This is a genomic window from Curtobacterium sp. MCBD17_013 (assembly GCF_003234565.1).
In the GTDB taxonomy this organism is placed as follows: Bacteria; Actinomycetota; Actinomycetes; order Actinomycetales; family Microbacteriaceae; genus Curtobacterium.
Window position 1 is genome coordinate 243,574 of record NZ_QKTU01000004.1, and the last position, 25,459, is coordinate 269,032.

19 protein-coding genes are annotated in these 25,459 nt (G+C 68.3%); 1 reads left to right on the forward strand and 18 read right to left on the reverse strand.

What is annotated here, in order from left to right:
- Positions 1-50: 50 nt before the first annotated feature.
- The 15 genes from rpsG to DEI81_RS07350 form a co-directional block, all read right to left on the reverse strand.
- Positions 51-521: a 30S ribosomal protein S7 gene (gene rpsG / locus DEI81_RS07280; protein WP_111009862.1), complete on the reverse strand. Its 471-nt coding sequence runs from the start codon at positions 519-521 to the stop codon at positions 51-53.
- Between the two features lie 5 nt (positions 522-526).
- Entirely contained in the window at positions 527-895 is a 369-nt protein-coding gene (gene rpsL / locus DEI81_RS07285) for a 30S ribosomal protein S12 (protein WP_111009864.1), read from the reverse strand.
- Between the two features lie 537 nt (positions 896-1,432).
- On the reverse strand, positions 1,433-1,888 hold the full coding sequence (locus DEI81_RS07290; RefSeq protein ID WP_111009866.1) for a DUF6121 family protein: 456 nt from the start codon (positions 1,886-1,888) through the stop codon (positions 1,433-1,435).
- A gap of 49 nt (positions 1,889-1,937) precedes the next feature.
- Positions 1,938-2,708: a hypothetical protein gene (locus tag DEI81_RS07295; RefSeq protein ID WP_111009868.1), complete on the reverse strand. Its 771-nt coding sequence runs from the start codon at positions 2,706-2,708 to the stop codon at positions 1,938-1,940.
- On the reverse strand, positions 2,705-3,505 hold the full coding sequence (locus DEI81_RS07300) for a hypothetical protein (protein WP_111009870.1): 801 nt from the start codon (positions 3,503-3,505) through the stop codon (positions 2,705-2,707). The genes DEI81_RS07295 and DEI81_RS07300 overlap by 4 nt, the downstream gene beginning before the upstream one ends.
- Positions 3,502-4,554 (reverse strand): type IV pilus assembly protein PilM, encoded by a 1,053-nt coding sequence (gene pilM / locus DEI81_RS07305; protein WP_111009871.1) that lies wholly within the window; start codon positions 4,552-4,554, stop codon positions 3,502-3,504. The genes DEI81_RS07300 and pilM overlap by 4 nt, the downstream gene beginning before the upstream one ends.
- Before the next feature lie 27 nt (positions 4,555-4,581).
- Positions 4,582-5,421 (reverse strand): A24 family peptidase, encoded by an 840-nt coding sequence (locus DEI81_RS07310; protein ID WP_111009910.1) that lies wholly within the window; start codon positions 5,419-5,421, stop codon positions 4,582-4,584.
- Positions 5,418-7,277, reverse strand: a complete 1,860-nt coding sequence (locus tag DEI81_RS07315; RefSeq protein WP_111009872.1) for a hypothetical protein — start codon at positions 7,275-7,277, stop codon at positions 5,418-5,420. Before DEI81_RS07315 ends, DEI81_RS07310 begins: the two co-directional genes overlap by 4 nt.
- Positions 7,274-7,966, reverse strand: coding sequence for a PilW family protein (locus DEI81_RS16190; RefSeq protein ID WP_181435340.1), 693 nt, complete (start codon positions 7,964-7,966; stop codon positions 7,274-7,276). The genes DEI81_RS07315 and DEI81_RS16190 overlap by 4 nt, the downstream gene beginning before the upstream one ends.
- Positions 7,963-9,375: a prepilin-type N-terminal cleavage/methylation domain-containing protein gene (locus DEI81_RS07325; RefSeq protein ID WP_111009874.1), complete on the reverse strand. Its 1,413-nt coding sequence runs from the start codon at positions 9,373-9,375 to the stop codon at positions 7,963-7,965. The genes DEI81_RS16190 and DEI81_RS07325 overlap by 4 nt, the downstream gene beginning before the upstream one ends.
- Before the next feature lie 95 nt (positions 9,376-9,470).
- Entirely contained in the window at positions 9,471-9,971 is a 501-nt protein-coding gene (locus DEI81_RS16665; RefSeq protein ID WP_284183582.1) for a type II secretion system protein, read from the reverse strand.
- Positions 9,972-10,163: 192 nt separating this feature from the next.
- Positions 10,164-11,387 (reverse strand): type II secretion system F family protein, encoded by a 1,224-nt coding sequence (locus DEI81_RS07335; RefSeq protein ID WP_111009876.1) that lies wholly within the window; start codon positions 11,385-11,387, stop codon positions 10,164-10,166.
- Positions 11,387-13,006, reverse strand: a complete 1,620-nt coding sequence (locus DEI81_RS07340; RefSeq protein ID WP_111009877.1) for a PilT/PilU family type 4a pilus ATPase — start codon at positions 13,004-13,006, stop codon at positions 11,387-11,389. The genes DEI81_RS07335 and DEI81_RS07340 overlap by 1 nt, the downstream gene beginning before the upstream one ends.
- 28 nt (positions 13,007-13,034) lie before the next feature.
- Positions 13,035-14,705 carry a GspE/PulE family protein gene (locus DEI81_RS07345; protein WP_111009878.1) on the reverse strand — a complete coding sequence of 557 codons (1,671 nt, stop codon included), beginning with the start codon at positions 14,703-14,705 and terminating at the stop codon, positions 13,035-13,037.
- A gap of 189 nt (positions 14,706-14,894) precedes the next feature.
- On the reverse strand, positions 14,895-15,923 hold the full coding sequence (locus DEI81_RS07350) for a GNAT family N-acetyltransferase (protein WP_111009879.1): 1,029 nt from the start codon (positions 15,921-15,923) through the stop codon (positions 14,895-14,897).
- Positions 15,924-16,002: 79 nt separating this feature from the next.
- Here DEI81_RS07350 and DEI81_RS07355 point away from each other — a divergent pair, with 79 nt between their 5' ends.
- Complete coding sequence (locus tag DEI81_RS07355; protein WP_111009880.1) at positions 16,003-16,410, forward strand: VOC family protein; 408 nt, start codon at positions 16,003-16,005, stop codon at positions 16,408-16,410.
- A 201-nt stretch (positions 16,411-16,611) separates the two neighbouring features.
- On the opposite strand, the gene rpoC is transcribed toward DEI81_RS07355, so the two are convergent.
- From rpoC to DEI81_RS07370, 3 genes are all read right to left on the reverse strand, one after another.
- A complete protein-coding gene (gene rpoC / locus DEI81_RS07360; RefSeq protein ID WP_111009881.1) occupies positions 16,612-20,493 on the reverse strand; it encodes a DNA-directed RNA polymerase subunit beta' in 3,882 nt (1,293 codons plus the stop codon).
- Between the two features lie 41 nt (positions 20,494-20,534).
- Positions 20,535-24,026, reverse strand: coding sequence for a DNA-directed RNA polymerase subunit beta (gene rpoB / locus DEI81_RS07365; RefSeq protein WP_111009882.1), 3,492 nt, complete (start codon positions 24,024-24,026; stop codon positions 20,535-20,537).
- A 389-nt stretch (positions 24,027-24,415) separates the two neighbouring features.
- Positions 24,416-25,387, reverse strand: a complete 972-nt coding sequence (locus tag DEI81_RS07370) for an aldo/keto reductase (protein ID WP_111009883.1) — start codon at positions 25,385-25,387, stop codon at positions 24,416-24,418.
- Positions 25,388-25,459 lie beyond the last annotated feature (72 nt).

A 25,459-nucleotide genomic window follows, 5' to 3' on the forward strand; every position in this document is an offset into this window, starting at 1 on the left:
ATGGGGGCGCCGGGATCATGTCGCCGGCACCCCCGATGGGGCCGGGAGTGTTACCAGCGGTAGTGCGCGAAGGCCTTGTTCGACTCGGCCATCTTGTGGGTGTCCTCGCGGCGCTTGACCGCGGCACCCAGACCGTTCGACGCGTCGAGGATCTCGTTCATGAGACGCTCGGTCATCGTCTTCTCGCGACGGGCCTTGGCGTACGAGGTGAGCCAGCGGAGCGCGAGCGTGTTCGCACGGTGCGGCTTGACCTCGACCGGCACCTGGTAGGTCGAACCACCGACGCGGCGGCTGCGGACCTCGAGGGTCGGGCGGACGTTGTCGAGGGCCTTCTTGAGCGTCGCGACGGCGTCCTGCTGGTTCTTGGCGGCGACGCCTTCGAGTGCACCGTAGACGATGCGCTCGGCGAGGCCCTTCTTGCCGTCGAGCAGGATCTTGTTGACGAGCTGGCTGACAACCGGAGCGCCGTAGACCGGATCGGCGACGACGGGGCGCTTGGGGGCGGGTCCCTTACGAGGCATCTATCTCAACCCTTCTTCGCGCCGTAGCGGCTGCGGGCCTGCTTACGGTTCTTGACGGCCTGGGTGTCGAGCGCACCACGGACGATCTTGTAGCGGACACCGGGGAGGTCCTTCACACGACCACCACGGACGAGCACCATCGAGTGCTCCTGGAGGTTGTGGCCCTCACCGGGGATGTACGCGGTGACCTCGGTGCCGTTCGAGAGCTTGACACGAGCGACCTTGCGCAGTGCCGAGTTCGGCTTCTTCGGGGTGGTGGTGTAGACGCGGGTGCACACACCACGCTGCTGGGGGTTCGCCTTGAGGGCGGGCGCCTTGGTCTTGACGACCTTCGGCGCGCGGCCCTTGCGAACCAGCTGCTGAATCGTAGGCAACTGCTGCTCCTGGTTCCTGCTCGATTCCCTGGCCGACGTGATCCGTCGGCTTCCTCGTCCCGCGGCCGGACGGCGCCCGACACGGTGATCCGTGTCGCTTCCCGTACAACCCCGACACCGGGCCGACGATTCCAACGTCGGACCACGGCGGGCGACCGCTCTCGCGGTACCGCCTGGGACGGACATGTCCTGTACCGCTCCGTGAGCGTTCGGACTTCCGGGCACGCCGCTGTCGGCGCACACCGGAACAAGATTACTCGGCGTGACAGAGGCGGTCAATCCCGCTCAGGAGGCCGTGCCCGCGTCGGTGCCGTTCGTCACCGTCGGTCGGCACACCGCTCCCGCGTCCGTGACGCCCGTGACGACACCGTCCGCGGGGAACGCGAACCGGACCCGCACTCGCGTTGCCCGGTCCGGCCGGACTCGCGAACGTCGCCGAGAACGAGCGCTCCCGGGCGAGGCCGACCGGAGCGGCCGTCATGGCACCGGGGATCGGGACGGGCGGGACGGTGTGGGCGGCGGCGGCCTCCTCGGTCGTCACGACCGCCCGGTACCGAAGCCGGGCCCGCCCTCCTGGCGGCGGCGGTCCTCGTGGCGGGCCAGGAGCACCGCCGCGATCACGACCACGAGCGCGATGACGACCGTGCCCACGACGAAGGGGCCGAGCGCGTAGCCGGCGGGGAACACCACGAGCTGCGCGGCGTCACCGTGGACCAACGCGTAGCCGACCGACCCGACGCCGAGCATGACGAGGTACGCCGTGGCCGCACACACCAGCCCGGACATCGCCGGACTGCCGCTCCGCGCGCCCACCGCCGTGCCTGCGAACACCACGATCGCGACGCCCGTCACCATCGCCGGGCCGAGGTACGGGGTGGCGTCGGGTTGGCGGATGACCTCGAGGCCGGAGAACAGGCTCTCGAACCCCGTGACCGCGATGACGAGCGCGAAGAACAGCACCGTCGTCATCGTCGCGAGGAGCCACCGGGACATGGGACGAGCGTAGTGCCGGGGGCGAGGGGAGGTCAGGCCGCCGCTCGATTCACCCAGCCGCCTGTGTCGAGGTGGCATCGGTCGACGACGAGGACGCGGACGACGCCTTGAGGACGTAGATCTCGCCACCGAGCGACCAGTTCTGCCCGCCGGACCCGCCGCTCGAGGTGTCCGAGAGGGACTGTGAGACGGTGTCGACGAGGAACAGCCGGGACCCGTTCTGCAGGGCCTTGGTGAAGGCGAGCGCCTGCTGGTACGAACCCGTCACCGCGACCGTCACGGGGACGACCGTGAAGTCCGCACTCGTGATCGACGAGTCGGTCGTGGGGCCGCCAGGGGCGGGCGTCGCCGCTGGTGCGGCCGCGGGGGCCGCCGTCGCCGTCGCGCTCGGTGACGGGGTGGCCGACGCGCTGGCCGTCGGCGAACCGGTGCTCGTGCCCGTCGTGGTGGCACCGGCCCCGGCGGCGGCCGGCGGCGCGTACGCGACGGGGGTGTCGAACTGCACCGAGGAGATCCCGACGCCGCTCGTGGTCGCGGCGGTGTTGATCTCACGCGTGAAGCCCGTGGTGTCGGCCTTCGCAGGGACCGATTCCTGGAGGTCGGCGAACGTCGTCTTCATCGTGCCGAGCTTCTGGTACTGCTCCTCGAGGCGCGTCAGCTCCGCACGGTTCGAGGCGTTCGTCTCGTCGATGCTCTCGCGCTGGAGGTCGTTCGCGGACGCGGTCGCGAGCTGCGGCTGCACCCCGAGGAACCAGCCACCGGCGATGATCACGAGCGCGGCGACGCCCGCGAGGACGAGTGAGAGCTTGTGCTTGTTCATCGGTTGCTCCCCGTGTACTTGCCGTCGTAGGCCTTCTCGTCCAGGTCGACCGAGATGGACGCCGTGTACGCGTCGCCGTCGGACGCGTGGTCGATCGACCCGATCGAGGAGTCGACGTAGCCCTTGAGCTTCGAGAGCCGGTCGGTCCAGTCCGGGACCGACGGCACGGAGGTGCTCGACACCGAGACCTGGATGGCTGCGACCCGCGACCCGTCGAGTGGCGAGGTGCTCTGCGCGAACGGCGCCGTCGCGTTCGCCGACGTGATCGTCATGCTCGTGATCGTGACGCCGCTCGGGAGGTACGACGCGAGGTTCCCGAGCATCGAGGACCAGTCGATCTCGGTCGATCCGCCGACGGTCTGACCCGCTTCGAGCAGTGCGATCTGCCCCTCGAGCGTGCGGACCTCGGCGTACTTCTGCTGCTCGAGGAGGAGTGAGGTCGTCTCGTTCTGAGCGGTCGCGAGATCGGTTCGCGACCGGATGGCATCGACCGTCGCTCCGCCCGCGACGAGGAGCACCACGACGGCGAGCACGACGACACCGAGCCACGCGCGTCGCGCGACCGCGCGCTCGCGTCGGTCGAGGTGCACCTCGGTGGGCAGGAGGTCGACACGGGGCTCACGGCCGACGAGGGAGGACGCGACCGCCGCCCGCGTCGCCGGCGCCGCCGAGCCTCCCGTCGTCGCGGTACCGCCCTTGACCCGGGACTGCTTGCCGGTGCGCGGCGCCTTGGCGCCGCCGATCACCGAGGTGCGCTGCTTCTGCTCCTTGCGGATGTCCGCCTCGACCTTGCTCATGCTGCCCTGCTTCCGACGGCGAGCCCGAAGGCCACCGTGATCGCGTCGCCGCGCTCTGCGACGTCCTGCTCCGAGATCGATCCGGCGAGCGCCACTCCGCCGAACGCCTGCCCGTACGACACGGGGATCCGGGTGTAGTCGGCGAGTGCCTCCCGGAAGCCGCGCATCCGCGCGCCTCCGCCTGCGATGAGGATGTGGCCGACGGGTTGGTCCGGGTGGGTGTTGACGAAGTAGTTGATCGTGTTACGGAGGCTCGCGAGGACCTCGGTGATCGTCTCGTGCGTGACCGCGATCGCGCGACGGTCGTCCGCGGTCTGGGCGACGGCCGCGATCCCGAGGTGGCGCTTGACCGCCTCGGCGTCGTCCGCCGCGATGTCGAGCTGTCCGCTGAGGGCGCGTGTGACGTCGGCACCGCCTGCTGGGATGATGCGCACGAACTGCGGGACGCCGTCCGTCGCGATGACGACGCTCGTCGTGTCGGCCCCGATCTCGATGAGCGCCACCGTCCCGACCAGACCCGGTCGTGAGACGAGGGCGCGGGTCAAGGCGAACGGGATCAGGTCGACGCCCGCCGGGTTCAGGCCCGCGAGTTGCACCGCTTTGACGTTCGCCAGCACGGCGTCCTTGATCGCGGCGATGAGCAGACCCCGGACGACCGGTCCGTTCTCCCCCATCCCCTCGGAGGTCGGGTAGAAGTCGAGGATCGCGTCGATGACCGGCACGGGGAGCATGTCCTGGACCTGGAACGGCAACGACTCGCGGATCTGCTCGATGGGCGCGAGCGGCACGGTCAGGTCACGCGACAGCACACGCTGGTTCCCCATGCCGAGCACGACGTCCCGGGAGCGGAACTTGCCGAGGGACCACAACTGCTTCAACGCGCCGGCCACCGTGTTCGCCTCGAGGACCTCACCCCGGCTCACCGATCCTTCCGGCGTGGGGACCTCGGCGAACCGGACGACGGTCGGACGGCCGCGGTCGGCCGAGGCGACCTCGACCGCGCGGATCGAGGCGGCCGCGATGTCCAGGCCGACGATGCTCTTCGCCATGGGTGTGTTCTCCGTAGGGGGCGGCGCTCAGGCCAGACCGATGAGGTGCAGGTAGGCGTGCGACGCGGGCGCGCCGACGAGGACGCCGATCCAGGCTCCGGTGAGCATGGACGGGCCGAAGGGGATCCCTCCGCGCCACTTCGCTCGGCGCGCGGCGACGAGGACGAGCGCGAAGATACCCCCGACGAGGAAGGCGCCGAAAGCACCCACTGCGAGGGGTCCCCATCCGAGGTACGCGAGCGCGAGGCCCAGGATCCCGGCGAGTTTGACGTCGCCGAGCCCCATGCCGCCGGGCACCGCGATGGCGAGCACGAGGTACAGGACCCCGAGCGCAGCGGCACCGATGACGCCCCGCACGAACGCTGCCCAGTCGCCCGACAGTGCCGATGCACCGGCCAGGAGCACCGCGAGCACGACGGACGACGGGTAGGTGATGGCGTTCGGCAACGTGTGCGTGTCGACGTCGATCAGAGCCAGGGCCACGCTGATCGCCATGAGGTAGAGGAACGCCAGCAGCAGGACGACGTGCGCGGCGAGCACCCGGTCCCCCGCGGTGGTCGCCGGCCAGAACCGGAGCGCCACCACGACGAACAGGAGGCCCGTGGCGAGCTCGACGAGTGGGTACCGCGACGAGATGGGCGCGCCGCAGTCGCGACACCTGCCGCGCAACACGAGCCACGAGAGCACCGGGACGTTGTCGTACCCGCGGATCGGATGGTTGCACCGCGGGCACGCGCTCGGCGGCGACATGATCGACACGTGCGCCGGCACCCGGTACACGACGACGTTGAGGAACGAGCCGATGAGCAGCCCGAACACCCCGCCGAGGGTCGCGACGAGCGGGCCGAGGTCGAGCGCGGTCGTCATCGGCACTTCCCCCCGGTCGTCGCGCACGAGCCGTCCGGGTTGTAGGCCGGCTGGACCTCGACCTGCGTCGTGACGCCGTAGGACGTCGACACGGGCTGCAGGAACTTCGGCGGCGCGGTCGTGAGCAGCCGGTTGTCGTAGATGTAGTTCTTCGTGAAGCCGGTGCTCACCTTGCCGTTGCCGCTGTTCGAGGTCGCGACCGTGCCGCGGTACTTCTGGGCGATCGAGCCCTTCACCGTCAGGGTGCCGAGCGCGCTCCCCTGGTCGTAGTTCTGCACGTAGAACGTGCCGTTGTTGCTGGCGATGGCCGCGTCGATCGTCAGGTTGGCGCCAGCGGATCGGACGAGCTGGACGTTGCGGCACGTGACGTAGTTGCCGTAGCCCTGGTAGTAGACCGACTGGTAGTTCCAGCACGTCATCGGGTTGTAGACCTCGACCGCGTTCTGCCCGACCAGGCCGAGGATGTCGTCGTTCGGGTCGGTGTAGGTGATGTCACCGGTCACCCAGACCGTGCCCGCCGATGCGATCGTCATGTGCCCCGAGAACCTGCCGCTGACGAAGACGTCGCCGGCGGTGCAGCTGTAGACGGACGACGCCGTCCCGGGTGTCGAGTCGGTGCCGATCCACTCGTTCGACGTCGGGTAGCCGACCCCGTTACTGAACGTCTGGTTGTCGCTGTAGCTGACCGAGTTGCCACTGACGGTCACCTTGGTCGTGCAGTACGTGTTGGTGTAGCGCTGCGGGTACGACGAGCCCCAGTAGTTCGGGTCGGACTTCGTGGTGGGCACGCCCTGCACGTACATGAGGTTCGTCGGGAGCGTCGGGATCGTCGCACCGCTCGCGCTCTGGAGCGCGGCGCTGCTGCCACACAGTGCATCCGCTGCTGCCGCGTCCGAGGAGTGGCTCGTCGCGGTCACCTGCGTGAACCGCGTCCACGGGGACCAGATCGTCATGGTGCCGCCGCTGTTGAACTGCACCTTCGTCGGTCCGGTGTACAGGCACCCGGGGCGCGGGACGGTCGTCGGCAGGTCCGTGCGGGCCTCCTGGGCCATGTTCGTGTTGAGCGACGGCAGGCCGAGGTAGGCGGCGGCGCTCGGCTGGCCGCCGTTGTACTTGGGCGTCGTCGTGCAACCGCTCGGCGCGAGGACCTTGCCGCTGTGGTCCTCGACGGAGGAGTTGAACGTCGACCCGCAGGCGGTGAAGTCGTCGTCGGAGCGGATGGCACCGTTGAGCACGTCGCCACTGGCGAACTGCACGGGGTCGCAGGTCCTGCTCCTCGCCTGCCACTGGTAGTCGTTCGTGCAGTTGTCGCCCGTGATGTCGTTGTCCGCCGACTCGTACTGGGTGAAGTACAGGTAGTTGATGAAGCCGTCGCCGCGGAGGTCGGCCACGAGCGACCGGGTCTTCGTCCCGCTCTTGCCCGTCACCCGGACGCGGAGGAAGCCCTGTGACGCGTACTTCGAGTTGTCGACCTCGTACCGGAAGAACTCGTCGGTCGTTCCGACCACCGGAGCCCACGTCGAACCGCTGCTCGTGAACGCGACGTTGCCGTTGTCGCCCTGGAACACCGAGCCGCTGTCCTTGCTGAACTGCGCGTCCTTGTTGCCGTACGTCGCGTAGCCGTTGTCGTTCGAGATCTTCGCCTGGTAGTCGGCGAGCCCCGCGTACGCTGCCGCCGCCGCGTTCTGGTAGTTGCGGTCGTTCCCGGACTTGAGCGACCCAGCTGTCGAGAGCGCGACCATCGCGGCGACGATCATCGTGACGATCATGCCGAAGATGATGACGTTTGCGAGGACGAACCCCTGCTCGTCACCGCGGTCGACGCTCCGCATCACGCGGACGATGCGGTTCATCATGGCGCCGGACTCGCAGTGCTCGTGCTGTACCCGACGTTGAACAGGTACAGGGTGTTCTGGATGTGGGTGTTCGAGGCGGTGCCGGCCTTGGTGGAGCCGAGCTCGAGGTTCACCTGGATCGCACGGACCGCGCTGGGGTTCGCCATCGGACTCGCGATCTTCGCACCGCTCGCGTCGAGGTACGTGAAGAGGTCCGTGCCGTCGCTCGTCGGCGACGCGACGGGACCCCCCAGCGTCACCGTCCGTGCGGCTGCGCCGGTGGTCGTGAAGCTGTAGTAGCCCTTGGTATCGGCCGAGCCGTCCCACTGCTTCTCGACCAGGTTGCCCGTCGCGGTGTCGATCTTGAACTCGACGTACTCCGGCTGGTCCACCGTGCCGTTCGTCAGGTTGACGTACGAGTAGAAGGCGAGGTCTGTTGCCGTTGCGGTGGTGATCGCGTTCGCGTACGTGCCGTCCGGCTTCGGCAGGACCGTCGCGGCGTGGATGTACTGGGTCAGCGCGTTCATGACGTTGGACGCCTGCCGCGTGTTCGTCTCGGCCGTGCTGCCCGTCTTGCTCGCGTGCAGCGATGCGGCGAAGAAGCCGCCGACCGCGGTGAGGACGATCATCGAGACGGACATGGCGACGATGAGCTCGATCAGGGTGATGCCGCGCTGACCGCGGTGGAGCTGCCGGATGTCGCCGATCACTTCGTCTGTCCTCGCGGGTCGACGAGCACGGTGTTGCCGGTGACCGAACCGGGCGTGACGTTCTTGATGTTCGCGCCAGCGACGGTGCCGGTCACAGCACCGGACGCTCCCGATGTCGTGGAGATCGACCAGGTCCCGAAGGGCAACGCGAGCGTTGCGGTCGAACTCGTGGTCTTCGGGAAGTTCAGCGTCATGCCGGCCGAGCACCCGGGATCGTCGGCGGTGGTTCTCGACGCCGTCGTCGCCCTGAGGTACGAGCCGCTCGCGACCGACACCTGGATGACGCCGAGTGCCACGTTCTGCGGAGGCGACACGGTCTGCCCTGGGCTGACGCTGACGACCGGCACCGGCACACTGGTCCCGACGGCGCCTGCCGAGGTCGGGGTCGTCCACTTCGTCGGGTTGGTGTCGATGCAGCTGCTCGCACCCGAGCTGCTGTTGAACGTCCCCCCGTACATCTGGTAGCCGTCGGAGAAGGGGAAGACGTTCATCGACACCTTCGTCGACGACGTCACGGTGGCGCTGGTCGACCACGGGGTCATCGTGTCGAGGCCGCCGGAGTTGCTCGACAGGGTCGTCGTCATGTTCGTCGCCATGGTCGCGCTGTACGTCTGCGCGTAGTTGACGGGGATCGTCGCGGCTTGGTCGTACGAGATCGGTTGATACGCACTCGCGCCTGCGATGACGGGGATGGTCCAGGTGGACGTCGCAGCCTGGTTGGAATCGATCCCCCCGGTCGTGCTCGCGGTCAGCGTGTACGTGCCCGGCTGCACGTCCGTTGCGTACCAGCAGCCCGCCGCGTCGGTCGTGGTGGGGGCGGTGGTGATCGCCGCGCCGGTTCCCCCGCTCACGGGCGCCGCCGACACGCTGACGCCCGCATTCGCCGCGCCAGCAGCGTCCCTGACGGAGACGATGATCGTTCCATCACCGGGATCGGTGACAGCGGCGGACGGCGCGATGGCCGAGGTCACGGTCGTCGACAGCTTGCCGGGGCCATGCGGGTTGTTCCAGCTGACCGTCTCGGCGACGCTCTTGTACGCCAACGTGCCGTTGCTCGATCCGCAGGCTCCGGTGGCACCGTCACTCTGGACCCAGTTGGCGGTGCGCGTGACGGTGTACGTGACACCGCCGATGCTCTTGGTGGTGGAGGCGCTCAGGACGCTGAAGATGCCGTTCGTCGTCGCCGCGGCGGTCTGTCGCATCGTGTCGATGTCCTGCGACGCGAGCGACACGGCCATGTCCCGGCCGCGGCTCGCTTGCGTGGTCTGCAGGGAGTTCGTGATGCCGTAGGCGAGGCCCACGCTGATGATCGCGAAGACCATCATCGCGACCATGACCTCGATGACCGTGAAGCCCTCCTCGCGGCCGGTCAGCGCGCGGTCGAGGGCGCGGCGCATGTGTCGCAGCATTGCCTCGTCCTTCCGGGAAGAGCTGATGCGGTGGGGCGGGAGAGCAAGTCGAGCCCGTGCGGACGAGCAGTCCGCACGGGCTCGATCGGCACTGCTTACGGGCAGGCGGTGATGGCGCCGCTGGCCTTGGTCACACCCTTCGAGTCAGTTGCGTAGAAGTAGGTGCTGTTGACGCTCTGGCCGATGATGCAGAACGAGCTACCGCTCGACGACACGAGCTTCAACGAGGTGGTGTTCGAGGACCCGGTGACACCCGCGCTCGACCAGCTCTGCGTGGTGGTGGCGGTGCTTCCGCTGGGAGCAGCGGGAGGGGTGCTCGACACGGCACCACTCGTCACGAGCGTGGCCGGAGCAGGGGCGACGCCCATGTCGGTCTGAATGCTCACGACCGCCGTCTTCGCGTTCGACACGTCGGACTGCGTGGCACTGTCCTGCGCGTTCTTCTGCACGCCGAGGTACACCGGAATCGCGATCGCCGCGAGGATGCCGATGATGATCACGACGACGAGGAGCTCGATCAGGGTGAAGCCCTTCTCGTTCTCCTCGAGCAGGTTCTGCCGGCGAGCGTTGAGCTTGCCCATGAGGCGGAAGTACATGAGATTTCCATTCTTTCGGGAATGTGAGGGGAGAATTGGATCCGGCGTGTGCTCGCCGCCGGGGACCAGCGTATTCAGGGCACTCGCTCGGGAGAATCCCGAGAACGGGGGTGATCGGGCAAGCGAAATGCCCCCAGAAACGGGGGCAGTTCGCGGGCGAACCACCCCCGCACGGGGGCATTCCGGTCAGATTCAGTGGATGAGCGTGGTGATCTGGAAGATCGGCAGGTACAGCGCGACGATCATCCCGCCGACCACGACGCCGAGGAACGCGATGAGCAGCGGCTCGATCAAGGAGGTGAGGGCTTCGGTGGTCGACTCGACCTCGGCGTCGTAGAACACCGCGATCTTCTCGAGCATGACCTCCATGGAACCGGCGTCCTCGCCGACCGCGACCATTTGACTCACCATTTGCGGAAAGACACTCTCCCGCGCCAGTGGAGCGGCGATCGATTCACCTTTTCGGACGGATTCGGCGACGCGGTCCAGGGCCCTCTCCACCACGAAGTTGTTCGACACTTCGCCGACGATCTTCAACGCTTGCAGGATGGGCACGCCGGCGCCGATCATGTTCGCGAAATTGCGGGCGAACCGGGCGATCACGATCTTGGTGCTCAATTGCCCGAACACCGGCAACTTGAGCCGGATCGGGTCGAGGAACCCACGCACCCGGTCGGTGTTCTTGTTGGCGCGGTACCAGAGCCATCCGACGATGATCAGCACCGCCAGGACCGGACCGAGCCAGACCATGGCATGCGATGCGTACACGAGCATCATCGTCGGCAACGGGAGCTTGCCGCCGAGACTCGCGAACATGTTCTGGAAGATCGGCACGATGAAGATGAGCATGATCACGACGCTGGCCAGCGACATGATCAGCACGACGGTCGGGTAGGTCATCGCGGACTTGATCGTCGAGCGGAGCTTGTGCTCCTTCTCGAAGTTCATCGCGATCGAGTCCATCGCCTGGTCGAGGAACCCGCCGGTCTCACCCGCACGGATCATGTTGATCATGATCGGCGGGAACTCGACGGGGTACTTCGACACGGCGTCCGAGAACGAGACGCCCTGCTCGACCTCGTCGCGGACCTTGCCGAGGATCTCCTTGAGCTTCTTCGACTCAGTCTGGTCGGCCAGGATCGTCAGTGCGCGGAGCAGCGACAGGCCGGATGAGAGCATGGTGGACGCCTGACGCGCCATGATGGCGAGGTCCTTGAGCCCGACGCCCTTCTGGAACCCCGGGATCTTGATCTCGGCCTGGAGGCCCGTGCCCGGCTTGGCCTCGTCGAGCGCGATCGGCGAGATGCCCATGGTGCGGAGCCTCGCGACGGCGGCACCCTCACTCGCGGCGTCGAGCTTGCCCTTGACGAGCTTGCCTGCGGTGTCACGCCCGCGGTAGTCGAACGCCAGGGTCATCAGTAGCCTCCCGAGTACTTGTCGCCGAAGTCGATCTCGCTCGCGGCGATGGCGGCGGCGGACGAGTCGGACGGCGACTCGACGCGCTGGACGAGGCGACCGAAGCCCTCTTCGTCGTGCACCTTCTCGAGCGCGGCCCGGCGCGTGATGGTGCCCACGTTGACGAGTTCGGCGAGGTCCTGGTCCATCGTGTGCATGCCGGCGTCACCGCCGGCCTGCATGGCCGAGACGATCTGGTACGTCTTGCCCTCACGCACGAGGTTCGCGATGGCGGGCGTGGTCACCATGACCTCGGTCGCCACGACGCGGCCCGAACCGTTCGCCTTGGGCACGAGGGTCTGGCAGACGACACCCTGCAGGGTCGCGGCGAGCTGGGTCCGGATCTGCCCCTGCTGGTGCGGCGGGAAGACGTCGATGACACGGTCGATGGTGCCGGGCGCACTCTGCGTGTGCAGGGTCGCGAACACCAGGTGGCCGGTCTCGGCCGCGGTGAGCGCGACCGAGATGGTCTCGAGGTCGCGGAGCTCGCCGATGAGGATGACGTCCGGGTCCTGGCGGAGCACGTGCTTGAGCGCCTGCGCGAACGAGCGGGTGTCGGCCCCGACCTCGCGCTGGTTGATGATCGCCTTCTTGTGCTCGTGCATGAACTCGATCGGGTCCTCGACCGTCACGATGTGGTCGGCGCGAGTCTCGTTGACGAGGTCGATGAGCGCGGCGAGGGTCGTCGACTTGCCGGACCCCGTCGGGCCGGTGACGAGCACGAGCCCACGGGGCAACTTGGCGAACTCGCCGATGTGCTCCGGGATGCCCAGCTGCTTGAGGCTCTTGATCCTGGTGGGGATGATGCGGAAGGCCGCGCCCCAGTTCCCGCGCTGCTGGTAGAAGTTCACGCGGAACCGCGACTCGGTCGACAGCGAGTACGCGAAGTCGAGTTCCTGCTCCGACTCGAACTGCCGCAGCTGCTCCGGGCTGAGCAGTGTCGTGAGCGCGTTGATGACCTTGTCGCGCGACCACGGGCCTCCCGGCACGGCGGGACGGAGCGAACCGTCGACGCGCACGGTCGGTGCCGCGTCCGCGGTGACGTGGAGGTCCGACGCGCCCTGGTACACGACCTGCGAGAGGGCGACGACGAGGTCCGGGTCGGCGACCTCACGCGCGTGTCGCGTGTACTCGATGACGACCGCGTCGTCGTCGGTGGGGACCGCCGCGGCGACGTGCGCGGGGGGCGCCGGCACGAACGCAGGGGTCGGGAGGACCGTGGTCGGCGGGGCGGGTTGTACCGGCACCTGGGCGGTCGCGACCTCGGACGGAGCGGCATAGGCGACGGAGGAGGCGACGGGGTACTGCGGTGCCGGCGGTGTCGCCGGGACGCTGCCGTCGGGCGAGGCGTACACCGGCTCCGAGTACGGGGACGACACCGACGCCGTGTTCGCCGCGGCCCACGCAGCATCCTCCGACAGGTCGAACACACGCCCGGTGCCCGCGACGACCGGCTGCTGGCCGGTCTCCGCGAGCCGCGCCGCGCGCCGTCCACCGACGACGTTGCCCGCGGAGCCGGGGTGCCATCCGGCGACGGGCTCGTCCGAGCCGGCACCGAGGTCGTAGACCGAATCACTCATGCGATGACCTGTTCGTTCGTTCTCTGGGCTACGCGACGACGCGCAGGATCTCCTCGACGCTGGTGAGGCCGAGCTTGACCTTCTCCCAGCCGTCCTGGCGGAGCGTGAGCATGCCCTGGGCCTGGGCGACCCGGCTGATCTCGACGCTCGAGCTGCGGGAGACGGCGAGGCGTTCGATCTCCTCGGATACCGTCATGACCTCGTGCAGGGCGATGCGGCCGCGGTACCCGGTGTTCGAGCACACGGCGCAGCCGACCGGTGCGTACACGGTCGGCAGGGGCTGCGCCACGTCGTCGATGAAGCGGAGGTCCTGGAGTCGCTCCATGGTGTGGTTCGCCGGTGCCTTGCAGCGGTCGCAGAGCTTGCGGGCGAGGCGCTGCGCGACGACGCAGTCGAGGGCAGAGCCGACGAGGAACGGCTCGATGCCCATCTCGGTGAGGCGGGTGACCGCGCTCGGGGCGTCGTTCGTGTGGAGGGTCGAGAGCACGAGGTGACCGGTGAGCGACGCCTCGATGGCGATCTGGGCCGTCTCGTGGTCGCGGATCTCACCGAGCAGGACCACGTCGGGGTCGGACCGGAGGATGCTCCGCAGCGCCGAGGCGAACGTCAGGCCCGCCTTCGGGTTGACCTGCACCTGGTTGACGCCCGGCATCCGGTACTCCACCGGGTCCTCGACGGTGATGACGTTGATCTCGGGCTTCGCGACGGCGTTCAACGTCGTGTACAGCGTGGTCGACTTACCGGAACCCGTCGGGCCCGTGACGAGGATCATGCCGTACGGCTTGGAGTAGGAGCGCTTGTACGCCTCGGCGTTGCGCTCGAGCAGGTTGAGGTCGCGCAGGGACATCGACGTGTTCGAGTTGTCGAGGATCCGCATGACGACCTTCTCGCCCCACACGGTGGGGAGCGTCGCGACGCGGAGGTCGATCTGCCGGCCGCCGTGCCGCACGGACATGCGGCCGTCCTGCGGCTTCCGTCGCTCGGCGATGTCGATGTCGCTCATGATCTTGAGCCGGCTGATGACACCGTTCTGGATGTTCTTCGGCGCCGGCGTCATCTCGTGCAGCACGCCGTCGATGCGGTAGCGGACCCGGACGTCGTGCTCGCCGGGCTCGATGTGGATGTCGGACGCGTGGTCCTGGATCGCCTGCGACACGAGCAGGTTCACGAACCGGACGATCGGGACGTCGTCGAGGCCACCGTCGCCGATGTCGACCTGCTCGTCGTGGTGCACACCAGCTTCCTCCTCGAGCGAGGAGGTCAGGTCGTTGAGTTCGTCGTCCGCACGGAGGTACCGGTCGAGTGCGGCGACCATGTCGCGCTCGTCCACCTGCAGCGGCTTGATGACCCGACCGGACGCGGCACGGGCGTCGTCGAGGGCGAGCACGTTCGCCGGGTTCACCATCGCGAGGACGAGGGCCTCGCCCTCGAACCCGACGCCGAGGATCCCGTGCCGACGACACAGGGCGGCCGGGAGCATGGACACCGCGGTGCCGTCGACGGGGTAGTCGGTGAGCGGCACGGACTTCGAGTTGTTCGACGCCGCACGCGCCGTGACGAACTGGGCCTCGCTCACGACGCCCTGGTCGACGAGGGACCGGATCGCCCGCTCGTCCACCTGCTCGTCGCCGGTGAGGGTGTCGAGGTGCTCGATCGGCAGCGCGCCGTTGAGGATGAGGATCTCCGAGAGGGTCGCCATGGCGCTCCTCACCTCCTTGTTCTCGCACGATCAGGGGACGCGGCACGGCAGGGATGACCGAGACCTCGTCGATGCGGCCGGAACGCGATGCGGATCGGACCCGGGACGCCGCGTTCTCGGACGTTGACCCACGCTAATTCGTGCGCATGATCCGGGCGCAGTCCCAGAAAGAGGGGGGACCGCGCTGGATCAGAACAGCGCTGCGTGGCTGACGGTCGTGCGCGCCCGTACGAACCCCATCCGCTCGTAGAGGCCGAGCGCCCCGGAGGGGTTCTCCGCGTCGACGTCGAGCACGACGTGGTCGAGGCCGGCCCGCTGGGCTGCCCGCATGGTCGCGCCGAGCACGAGCGGGGCGAGTCCCCGCCCTCGGTGGTCGCGCACGACCCCCACGTAGTCGACGTAGGCGTGAGATCCACCCCGGGCGGCGAAGGCGTCGGGATCGACCTCGGTGACCGAGAACGCGACCACGACTCCCGACCCGTCGACGACGACGTACGAGAGGTCGAAGCGGAAGGTGTCCTCGTGGAACCGGCGCGCCCAGTCCTCGGCCGGGGTCGACTGCGATCCCCAGTGGTCGCGGAAGGCGTCGTTCCGGGCGATGCGGATCGCCTCGACGTCGGACTCGACGGACGGCCGGAGCACGAACCCGTCCGGGACGACGCGCTCGGGGATCGGATCGGCGAGGTCACGTTCGAGCTCGAGCCAGTACCGGAGCGGCACGAGACCGGCGCGTGCGGCGAGGCGCAGCGGTCCCGAGCCCTCGGCCGCGACGAGTTCGAGCATGCCCGGCACCGTGAGCTCCGAGGCCGCGAGGAGCTGCCGACCGCGACCGAGTTGCCAGGCGAGGACGCGTCGGCCGATCCCCTGCCCGCGGACGTCGGGGTGCACGGCGCCGAGGAGCAGGACGCGGAGCATGGTCTCGCGTCCGGGGACCGCGAGGTCGAGCGCTGCAGCCATGACATGCCCACCAACATCGACGCCGACGAGGCCGTCCCGCTGCGGATCGACGCCACTTGTGGAGAACCAGTGGGCGATCTCGCCTCGGGAGGGCCGCCACGTCGGGGCGTCGACCGCGGCAGCGGCGACGATGAGCTGGTGCACGGCCTCGAGGTCACGCTGCTCGAGCGGCCGGAACGACAGCCCGGCGATCGACGTGGGCAGCGACAGGGCCGCCGGAGCGGTCACCCGCTCGGCGAGGGACGTGGTGCTCGTGCTCATGCCGCCAGTCTCCCAGGAACCGTCCGTCCGGCGCGGCGGGGATCTCGACGGGCACAGCGCCGGTGTCGCAAGATGGACCATGGACATCACGAGCGTGACCGTCGGGCTCCCCGTCACCGACATCGAGGCGTCGTGCCTCTGGTACGGCGCGGTGTTCGAGCGCGCCGAGCCCGACCTCGAGCCCGCCGACGGCGTCGCCGAGTACGAGGTCAGCGGCATCTGGATCCAGCTGTACGAGGACGAGCACGCCGAGGAGCAGTGCGTGGCCGTCCGGTTCGGCGTCGATGACGTCGCCGCCCAGCACGCGCGGATCGGCGCCCTCGGCATCGACGTCGGCCCGATCGCCCGGGTCCCCGGCGCCGTCGAGTACTTCGACTTCCGCGATCCCGACGGCAACGTGTTGAGCCTCTACTCGCTCATCGACGAGACGGGTCGTGACGAGTCCGGGCGCGACAGCGACGCCGGTCGCGCGCCCGGCAAGGGCTGACGCCGGTCGGGAGGAACGGGGCGGCCGCCCACCGCCCCTCCCGGCCGCGGCCGGCCACAGAGCACCGGCGAGATCGCAGTGGTTGTCGCTCCGACCCCGGTCGGAACGGCGACGACTGCGATCTCCCGAAGGGACCGGAGGGGGGAACGCGGAAGGGCCCCGCATCGATGATCGGTGCGGGGCCCTTCGTGGTCACCTGACTCAGTTGTAGGTACCCGGCGTGAAGTCGTCCGACGAGAAGCTGTCGAAGTCGACGAAGCTCAGGTCGGCGTCCGAGAACGAGGAGTCGTCGGCGAAGATGCGGTTGGGGTACCGCTCCGCCTTGGCTTCCTCGGTGGCCTGGACGTCCACGTTCCGGTACCGGCTGAGGCCCGTCCCCGCGGGGATGAGCTTGCCGATGATGACGTTCTCCTTGAGACCGACGAGCTGGTCCTGCTTGCCCTCCATGGCCGCCTGCGTCAGGACGCGGGTGGTCTCCTGGAAGGACGCGGCGGACAGCCACGACTCGGTCGCGAGGGACGCCTTGGTGATGCCCATGACCTCCTGGCGGGCGGAAGCGGTCTTCTTGCCCTCCTGGAGCGCCGCACGGTTGATCTCGTTGTACCGCGAACGGTCGACGAGCTCACCCGGGAGCAGCTCGGTGTCGGCGTGGTCGACGACCGTCACCTTGCGGAGCATCTGGCGGACGATGACCTCGATGTGCTTGTCGTGGATCGGCACACCCTGCGAGCGGTACACGTCCTGCACGCCGCCCACCAGGTGCTTCTGCACCTCGCGGACACCCTTGACCCGGAGGACCTCCTTCGGGTCGACCGTGCCGGCGATGAACTGCTCGCCGAGCTCGACGTGCTGGCCGTCCTCGACGAGGAGGGTCGCACGCTTGAGCACCGGGTAGACGAACGGCTCGTCACCGTTGTCCGGCGTCAGGATGACCCGACGCTGCTTGTCCGTGTCCTCGATCGTCACGCGACCGGCGGCCTCCGCGATGGGCGACGCACCCTTCGGGGTGCGTGCCTCGAAGAGCTCCGTCACGCGGGGCAGACCCTGCGTGATGTCGTCCGCCGACGCCGAACCACCCGTGTGGAACGTGCGCATCGTGAGCTGCGTGCCGGGCTCGCCGATCGACTGGGCCGCGATGATGCCGACGGCCTCGCCGATGTCCACCAGGTTGCCCGTGGCGAGCGAGCGGCCGTAGCACTTCGCGCAGACGCCGACCGCCGACTCGCACGTCAGGACCGAGCGCACCTTGATGCTCTCGACACCCGCCGCGACGAGCTTGTCGATGAGGACGTCACCGACGTCCTCACCGGCCTCGGCGAGGACCGTGCCCTGCTCGTCCGTGACCGCGGTCGCGAGCGTGCGGGAGTACACGGTGTTCTCGACCGTGGCGTCGCGGTGCATCGTGCCGTCCGCGTCCTTGGTCGCGATCGGCAGCTCGAGTCCACGCGTCGTCCCGCAGTCGTCCTCACGGATGATGACGTCCTGCGACACGTCGACGAGACGACGGGTGAGGTACCCGGAGTCCGCCGTGCGGAGCGCGGTGTCGGCGAGGCCCTTGCGGGCACCGTGCGTGGCGATGAAGTACTCCGCCACGGTCAGGCCCTCCCGGTAGGAGTTGATGATCGGGCGGGCGATGATCTCGCCCTTCGGGTTGTTCACCAGACCACGCATACCGGCGATGTTCCGGACCTGGAGCCAGTTACCACGAGCACCCGAGGACACCATGCGGTTGATGGTGTTGTCCTTCGGGAAGTTGTCGCGCATCTCCTGCGCGATCTCGTTCGTGGCTTCGGTCCAGATCTTGATCAGGTCCGCGCGACGCTCGGCGTCGGTGATCAGACCCTTGTCGAACTCGCCCTGGACCTTCGCCGCCTGCGTCTCGTAGCCGGCGATGATCTCCTTCTTGCGGGGCGGGGTCACGACGTCCGACAGCGCCACCGTGACGCCCGAGCGGGTGCCCCAGTAGAAGCCGGCGTCCTTGATCCGGTCGAGCGCCGCAGCGACCTCGACCTTGGGGTACCGCTCCGCGAGGTCGTTCACGATCGACGACAGGGTGCCCTTGTCCGCGACCTTCTGGACGAACGGGTAGTCCGCCGGGAGGGTCTCGTTGAAGAGCGCGCGACCGAGCGTCGTCTCGAGGATGAACGGCTGACCGGCCTCGAAGCCCTCGGGGGCCTCGCCCTCGGCGAAGTGGAGGTCCGACATGCGGATCTTCACGAGCGCGTTGAGGTGCAGCGAGCCCTGGTCCTTCGCGAGGATCGCCTCGGCGACGGACGAGAACGCACGGCCCTCGCCGACGGCACCCTCGGTGACGGTCGTCAGGTGGTGCAGACCGATGATCATGTCCTGCGCGGGCAGGGTCACCGGGCGGCCGTCCGACGGCTTGAGGATGTTGTTCGAGGCGAGCATCAGGATGCGAGCCTCGGCCTGGGCCTCGACCGACAGCGGCAGGTGCACGGCCATCTGGTCACCGTCGAAGTCCGCGTTGAACGCGGCACACACGAGCGGGTGGAGCTGGATCGCCTTGCCCTCGACGAGCTGCGGCTCGAAGGCCTGGATGCCGAGGCGGTGCAGCGTGGGCGCGCGGTTGAGCAGCACGGGGCGCTCGCGGATGATCTCCTCGAGGACGTCCCACACCTGCGCGCGTGACCGCTCGACCATGCGCTTGGCGGCCTTGATGTTCTGTGCGTGCGACAGGTCGATCAGGCGCTTGATGACGAACGGCTTGAACAGCTCGAGCGCCATCTGCTTCGGGAGACCGCACTGGTGGAGCTTGAGCTGCGGGCCCACGATGATGACCGAACGACCGGAGTAGTCGACGCGCTTGCCGAGCAGGTTCTGGCGGAAGCGACCCTGCTTGCCCTTGAGCATGTCGCTCAGGGACTTGAGGGCGCGGTTGCCGGTACCCGTGACCGGACGACCACGGCGACCGTTGTCGAACAGCGCGTCCACGGCCTCCTGCAGCATGCGCTTCTCGTTGTTCACGATGATCTCGGGTGCACCGAGGTCGAGCAGGCGGCGGAGACGGTTGTTGCGGTTGATCACACGACGGTAGAGGTCGTTGAGGTCACTCGTGGCGAAGCGGCCACCGTCGAGCTGCACCATCGGGCGCAGCTCCGGCGGGATCACCGGCACGACGTCGAGGACCATCGCCGCCGGCGAGTTGCCGGTGATGAGGAAGGAGTTCACGACGCGGAGACGCTTGATCGCGCGGATCTTCTTCTGGCCCTTGCCCTCGGCGATCTGCAGGTGCAGCGCCTCGGCCTCGGCGTTCAGGTCGAAGCCCTCGAGCCGGAGCTTGATCGCCTCGGCGCCCATGTAGGCGTCGAAGTAGATCCCGTACCGGTCCTGGAGCTCGTGGAACACGGCGTCCTCGGGCTTGAGGTCGCCGACCTTGAGGTTGCGGAAGTCCTCCCACACCCGCTCGAGGCGCGTGATGTCCTCGTCGAAGGACTTGCGGACCTGCGACATCTCCTTCTCGGCGCCGTCCTTGGTGCGACGCTTCTGGTCGCTCTTGGCGCCCTCTTCCTCGAGCGCCGCGAGGTCGTCCTCGAGCTTCTTGAGGCGGTCGGCGATGATCGAGTCGCGCTGGTTCTCGAGGTTCTTGATCTCGAGGCGCATCTCGTTCTCGAGGCCGGGCATGTCGGCGTGACGGCCCTCCTCGTCGATGTCGATGATCATGTACGCCGCGAAGTAGATGACCTTCTCGAGGTCCTTCGGCGCCATGTCGAGCAGGTACCCGAGGCGCGACGGGACGCCCTTGAAGTACCAGATGTGCGTGACGGGCGCGGCAAGCTCGATGTGGCCCATGCGGTCGCGGCGGACCGAGGACTTGGTGACCTCGACACCGCAGCGCTCGCAGACGATGCCCTTGAACCGGACGCGCTTGTACTTGCCGCAGGCGCACTCCCAGTCGCGGGAGGGACCGAAGATCTGCTCGCCGAACAGACCGTCCTTCTCGGGCTTGAGGGTGCGGTAGTTGATGGTCTCCGGCTTCTTGACCTCGCCGTACGACCACTGACGGATGTCGTCGGCCGTGGCGAGGCCGATCCGCAGTGCGTCAAAGGAAGTTGCTTCGAGCAATGTTCTTCTCTCTTGCTGGATCTGACGTGTGTCGGGCGGGATCAGATGTCGTCGATCGTGGACGACTCGAACCGCGAGGAGATGTTGATGCCGAGCTCTTCAGCGGCGCGGAAGACCTCGTCGTCCGTGTCGCGGAGGCTGACCGCGGTGCCGTCGGCCGAGAGGACCTCGACGTTCAGGCAGAGCGACTGCATCTCCTTCATGAGGACCTTGAAGCTCTCCGGGATGCCGGGCTCCTGGATGTTCTCGCCCTTGACGATCGCCTCGTACACCTTGACGCGGCCGAGGATGTCGTCGGACTTGATCGTGAGGAGCTCCTGGAGGGCGTACGCGGCGCCGTAGGCCTCGAGGGCCCAGACCTCCATCTCGCCGAAGCGCTGACCGCCGAACTGCGCCTTCCCACCCAGCGGCTGCTGCGTGATCATCGAGTACGGACCGGTCGAGCGGGCGTGGATCTTGTCGTCCACCAGGTGGTGCAGCTTCAGGATGTACATGTAGCCGACCGAGACGGGCTCCGGGAACGGCTCGCCGGAGCGACCGTCGAAGAGCTGCGCCTTGCCCGAGGAGCCGATCAGCCGCTCACCGTCGCGGTTCGGGAGGGTCGAGTCGAGGAGTCCCTCGATCTCGCGCTCCGCCGCGCCGTCGAACACCGGGGTCGCGACCTTCGTGCCCGGAGCCGCGGTGCGCGCGGCCTCCGGCAGGTTCTCGGCCCACTCCTGGATGCCCTCGACGTTCCAGCCCTGCTTGGCGAGCCACCCGAGGTGGATCTCGAGGACCTGGCCGAAGTTCATGCGGCCGGGGACGCCGAGCGGGTTGAGGACGATGTCGACCGGCGTGCCGTCGGCGAGGAACGGCATGTCCTCGACCGGGAGGATCGTCGAGATGACGCCCTTGTTCCCGTGGCGGCCGGCGAGCTTGTCACCCGCGGTGATCTTGCGCTTCTGGGCGATGTAGACGACCACGCGCTGGTTGACGCCCGAGCCGAGCTCGTCGTCGCCGTCCTGCGCGTCGAACACCTTGACGCCGATGATCGTGCCCTCTTCACCGTGCGGCACCTTGAGCGAGGTGTCACGGACCTCGCGCGACTTCTCGTTGAAGATCGCGCGGAGCAGGCGCTCCTCGGCGCTGAGCTCGGTCTCGCCCTTCGGCGTGACCTTGCCGACCAGGATGTCGCCGGGGCGGACCTCGGCACCGATGCGGATGATGCCGCGCTCGTCGAGGTCGGCCAGGAGGTCCGGGCTGACGTTCGGCAGGTCGCGGGTGATCTCCTCCTTGCCCAGCTTGGTGTCGCGGGCGTCGACCTCGTACTCCTCGATGTGGATCGAGGAGAGGACGTCGTCCTTCACGAGGTTCTGCGACAGGATCATCGCGTCCTCGTAGTTGTAGCCCTCCCACGGCATGAACGCGACGAGGAGGTTCTTGCCGAGCGCGAGCTCGCCGTTCTCCGTCGCGGGGCCGTCGGCGATGACCTCGCCGGCCTCGATGCGCTCACCGGCGTTGACGATCACGCGGTGGTTGTAGCTCGTGCCCTGGTTCGAGCGGTCGAACTTGCGCAGGTAGTAGGTCTGCGTCCCGCCCTCGTCGAGCTGGACGGTGACCGCGTCGGCCGAGACCTCGGACACGACACCAGCGGCGTCGGCGGTGACGACGTCACCGGCGTCGATCGCGGTGTAGCCCTCCATGCCGGTGCCGACGAGCGGCGACTCGGAGCGGAGGAGCGGCACGGCCTGGCGCTGCATGTTCGCACCCATGAGGGCGCGGTTCGCGTCGTCGTGCTCGAGGAACGGGATGAGCGAGGTCGCGACCGACACCATCTGGCGCGGCGAGACGTCCATGTAGTCGACCTCGGCCTTGTCGACGAGCTCGACCTCGCCGCCCTTCTTGCGGACGAGCACCTTGTCGTCGACGAAGTTGAAGTCGCTCGTCAGCGGGGCGTTCGCCTGGGCGACGACGTAGTCGTCCTCTTCCGAGGCGGTGAGGTAGTCGATGTTCGTCGTGACCTGACCGTTGACCACTCGGCGGTACGGCGTCTCGATGAACCCGAAGGAGTTGATCCGGGCGAACGAGGCGAGCGAACCGATGAGGCCGATGTTCGGGCCTTCCGGGGTCTCGATCGGGCACATGCGGCCGTAGTGCGACGGGTGGACGTCACGGACCTCGACGCCGGCACGCTCACGCGACAGACCACCCGGACCGAGGGCCGACAGACGACGCTTGTGCGTCAGGCCCGCGAGCGGGTTGTTCTGGTCCATGAACTGCGACAGCTGGCTGGTCCCGAAGAACTCCTTGATCGCGGCCACGACGGGGCGGACGTTGATCAGGGTCTGCGGCGTGATCGCCTCGATGTCCTGCGTGGTCATGCGCTCGCGGACGACGCGCTCCATGCGGGACAGACCGGTACGGACCTGGTTCTGGATGAGCTCGCCGACGGCGCGGATGCGACGGTTGCCGAAGTGGTCGATGTCGTCGACGTCGAGGCGGAGCTGGACCGGCTCGCCGTCGCGGACGCCGTTCAGCGTCTTCTGCTCGGCGTGGAGCGCGACGAGGTACTTGATGGTCGCGACGATGTCGGCGACGGTCAGGACCGAGTCGGACAGCGGCGCGTCGATGCCGAGCTTGCGGTTGATCTTGTAGCGACCCACCTTGGCCAGGTCGTACCGCTTCGGGTTGAAGTAGAAGTTGTCGAGGAGCGCACGCGCGGCCTCGGCAGCGACCTGCTCGCCCGGACGGAGCTTGCGGTAGATGTCCTTGAGCGCCTCCTCCTTGGTGAGGATGGCGTCCTTCTCGAGGGTGGCCTCGATCGACGCGAAGCCCTTGAACTCGTCGAGGATCTCCTCGCTCGTCAGGCCGAGCGCCTTGAGGAAGACCGTGACGGACTGCTTGCGCTTGCGGTCGATGCGGACACCGACCTGGTCGCGCTTGTCGATCTCGAACTCGAGCCAGGCACCGCGCGACGGGATGACGCGAGCGGAGTAGATGTCCTTGTCGGACGTCTTCTCCTGGGCGCGCTCGAAGTACACACCGGGCGAACGGACGAGCTGCGAGACGACGACGCGCTCGGTGCCGTTGATGATGAACGTGCCGCGCTCGGTCATGAGCGGGAAGTCGCCCATGAACACGGTCTGCGTCTTGATCTCACCGGTCATGTGGTTCATGAACTCGGCGTTGACGTACAGCGGCGCGGCGTAGGTCTTGCCGCGCTCCTTGCACTCGTCGATCGAGTACTTGGGGTCCTCGAGCTCGGGGGCCGTGAACGAGAGCTGCATGGTCTCGCCCAGGTCCTCGATCGGGGAGATCTCCTCGAAGATCTCCTCGAGCCCGGAGTGGAGCGCGAGGTCCGTGCGACCCTGCTCCTGCCCCTCGGCGAGGCGGGCCTTCCAGGTGTCGTTGCCGACGAGCCAGTCGAAGCTCTCGGTCTGGAGGGCGAGGAGATCGGGGACGGTGAGCGTGTCCTTGATCTTGGCGAACGAGAGCCGCTGGTGAGCGCGGCCGTTCTTGGGTGAGTTGGTGGATGCGTTGGGCGCAGCAGCCAAGGGGGTAACCTCCGGATGGCCCCGTCGGGCCGATACTGACGGGCAGTATGTAGGTGGATGGACTGATCGCTCGGCGACCCCGGGTGGGCACCCCGCACCGTGTCGGACCTGGGTCCGATGAGTCGGTGTGGGATGATCAGGCGAGCTGCTCCGTCACCCCCGCCGCCATATACGGGGTAGAGCCGGAGCGCTGCACCAGGGGCCTTGGTCGACCGCAATATGACGACACCGATGCCAGGGAGCGCGAACCTCTATCATAGGTCGCCGGTTTCGGTGCTGTCCAGTCCGTAGTTGACCGGAATCCGCACCGGAGTGTATAAGCGGGCAGCGCCTCCCGGCATTCCCACTGCCAGGAGGCGCTGCCCGCGTCCGTCCGTCGGGGCGCGTCCTCAGATGTTGAGGCCCGACATGTCCGGGTAGCGGTCGCCCGCGGCCGGCTCGAGCCGGTCGAGCGCGGCCATCTGCTCGGGCGTCAGCACGAGGTCGTCGGCCGCGAGGTTCTCCTCGAGCCGCTCGATGCGCTTCGTCCCGGGGATGGGCGCCATGTCGTCGCCCTTGGCGAGCACCCACGCGAGCGCGATCTGCGCCGGGGTCGCGTCGACCTCGCGGGCGATGCGCTCGACCTCGTCGACGATCGCCAGGTTCTGCTGGAGCGCCTCGCCCTGGAACCGCGGGTTGTTCCGACGGAAGTCGTCGGCGTCGAGCTTCGAGGGGTCACGGAGCGCGCCGGTGAGGAACCCGCGGCCGAGCGGCGAGTACGGCACGAAGCCGATGCCGAGTTCGCGGAGGACGGGGATGACGGCCTCCTCCGGGTCCCGCGTCCACAGCGAGTACTCCGACTGCACGGCGGTGACCGGGTGCACGGCGTGCGCGGCTCGGATCCGCTCGGGCGCCGCCTCGGACAGGCCGTAGTGCAGGATCTTGCCCTGCTCGATGAGCTCCGCGAACGCGCCGACCGTGTCCTCGATCGGGGTGTCCGGGTCCATGCGGTGCTGGTAGTAGAGGTCGATGTGGTCGGTGCCGAGGCGCTGCAGCGAGCCCTCGACGGCGATGCGGATGTTCTCGGGGCTGCCGTCCGTGCCGCGCTGGCCGTCGCCGCGGTGCCGGATGTTGCCGCCCTTCGTGGCGATGACGACCTCGTCGCGGTGCTCGCGGAGGGCCGCGCCGACGAGTTCCTCGTTCGTGTAGGGGCCGTAGATCTCGGCGGTGTCGAAGAACGTGACGCCGAGTTCGACGGCGCGGTGGATCGTGGCGGTCGACGCGGCGTCGTCGGCGGCGGCACCGGAGTAGAAGGCGCTCATGCCCATGCAGCCGAGACCGAGTCGGCCGACGTCGAGGGTTCCGAGGGTGACGTGACGCATGCAGGTGCTCCTGTCGGGTCGGGGTGGGGGGACGAGCGGAGGCTACGCTCCGCACCGGGGGGCGGCTCGGAT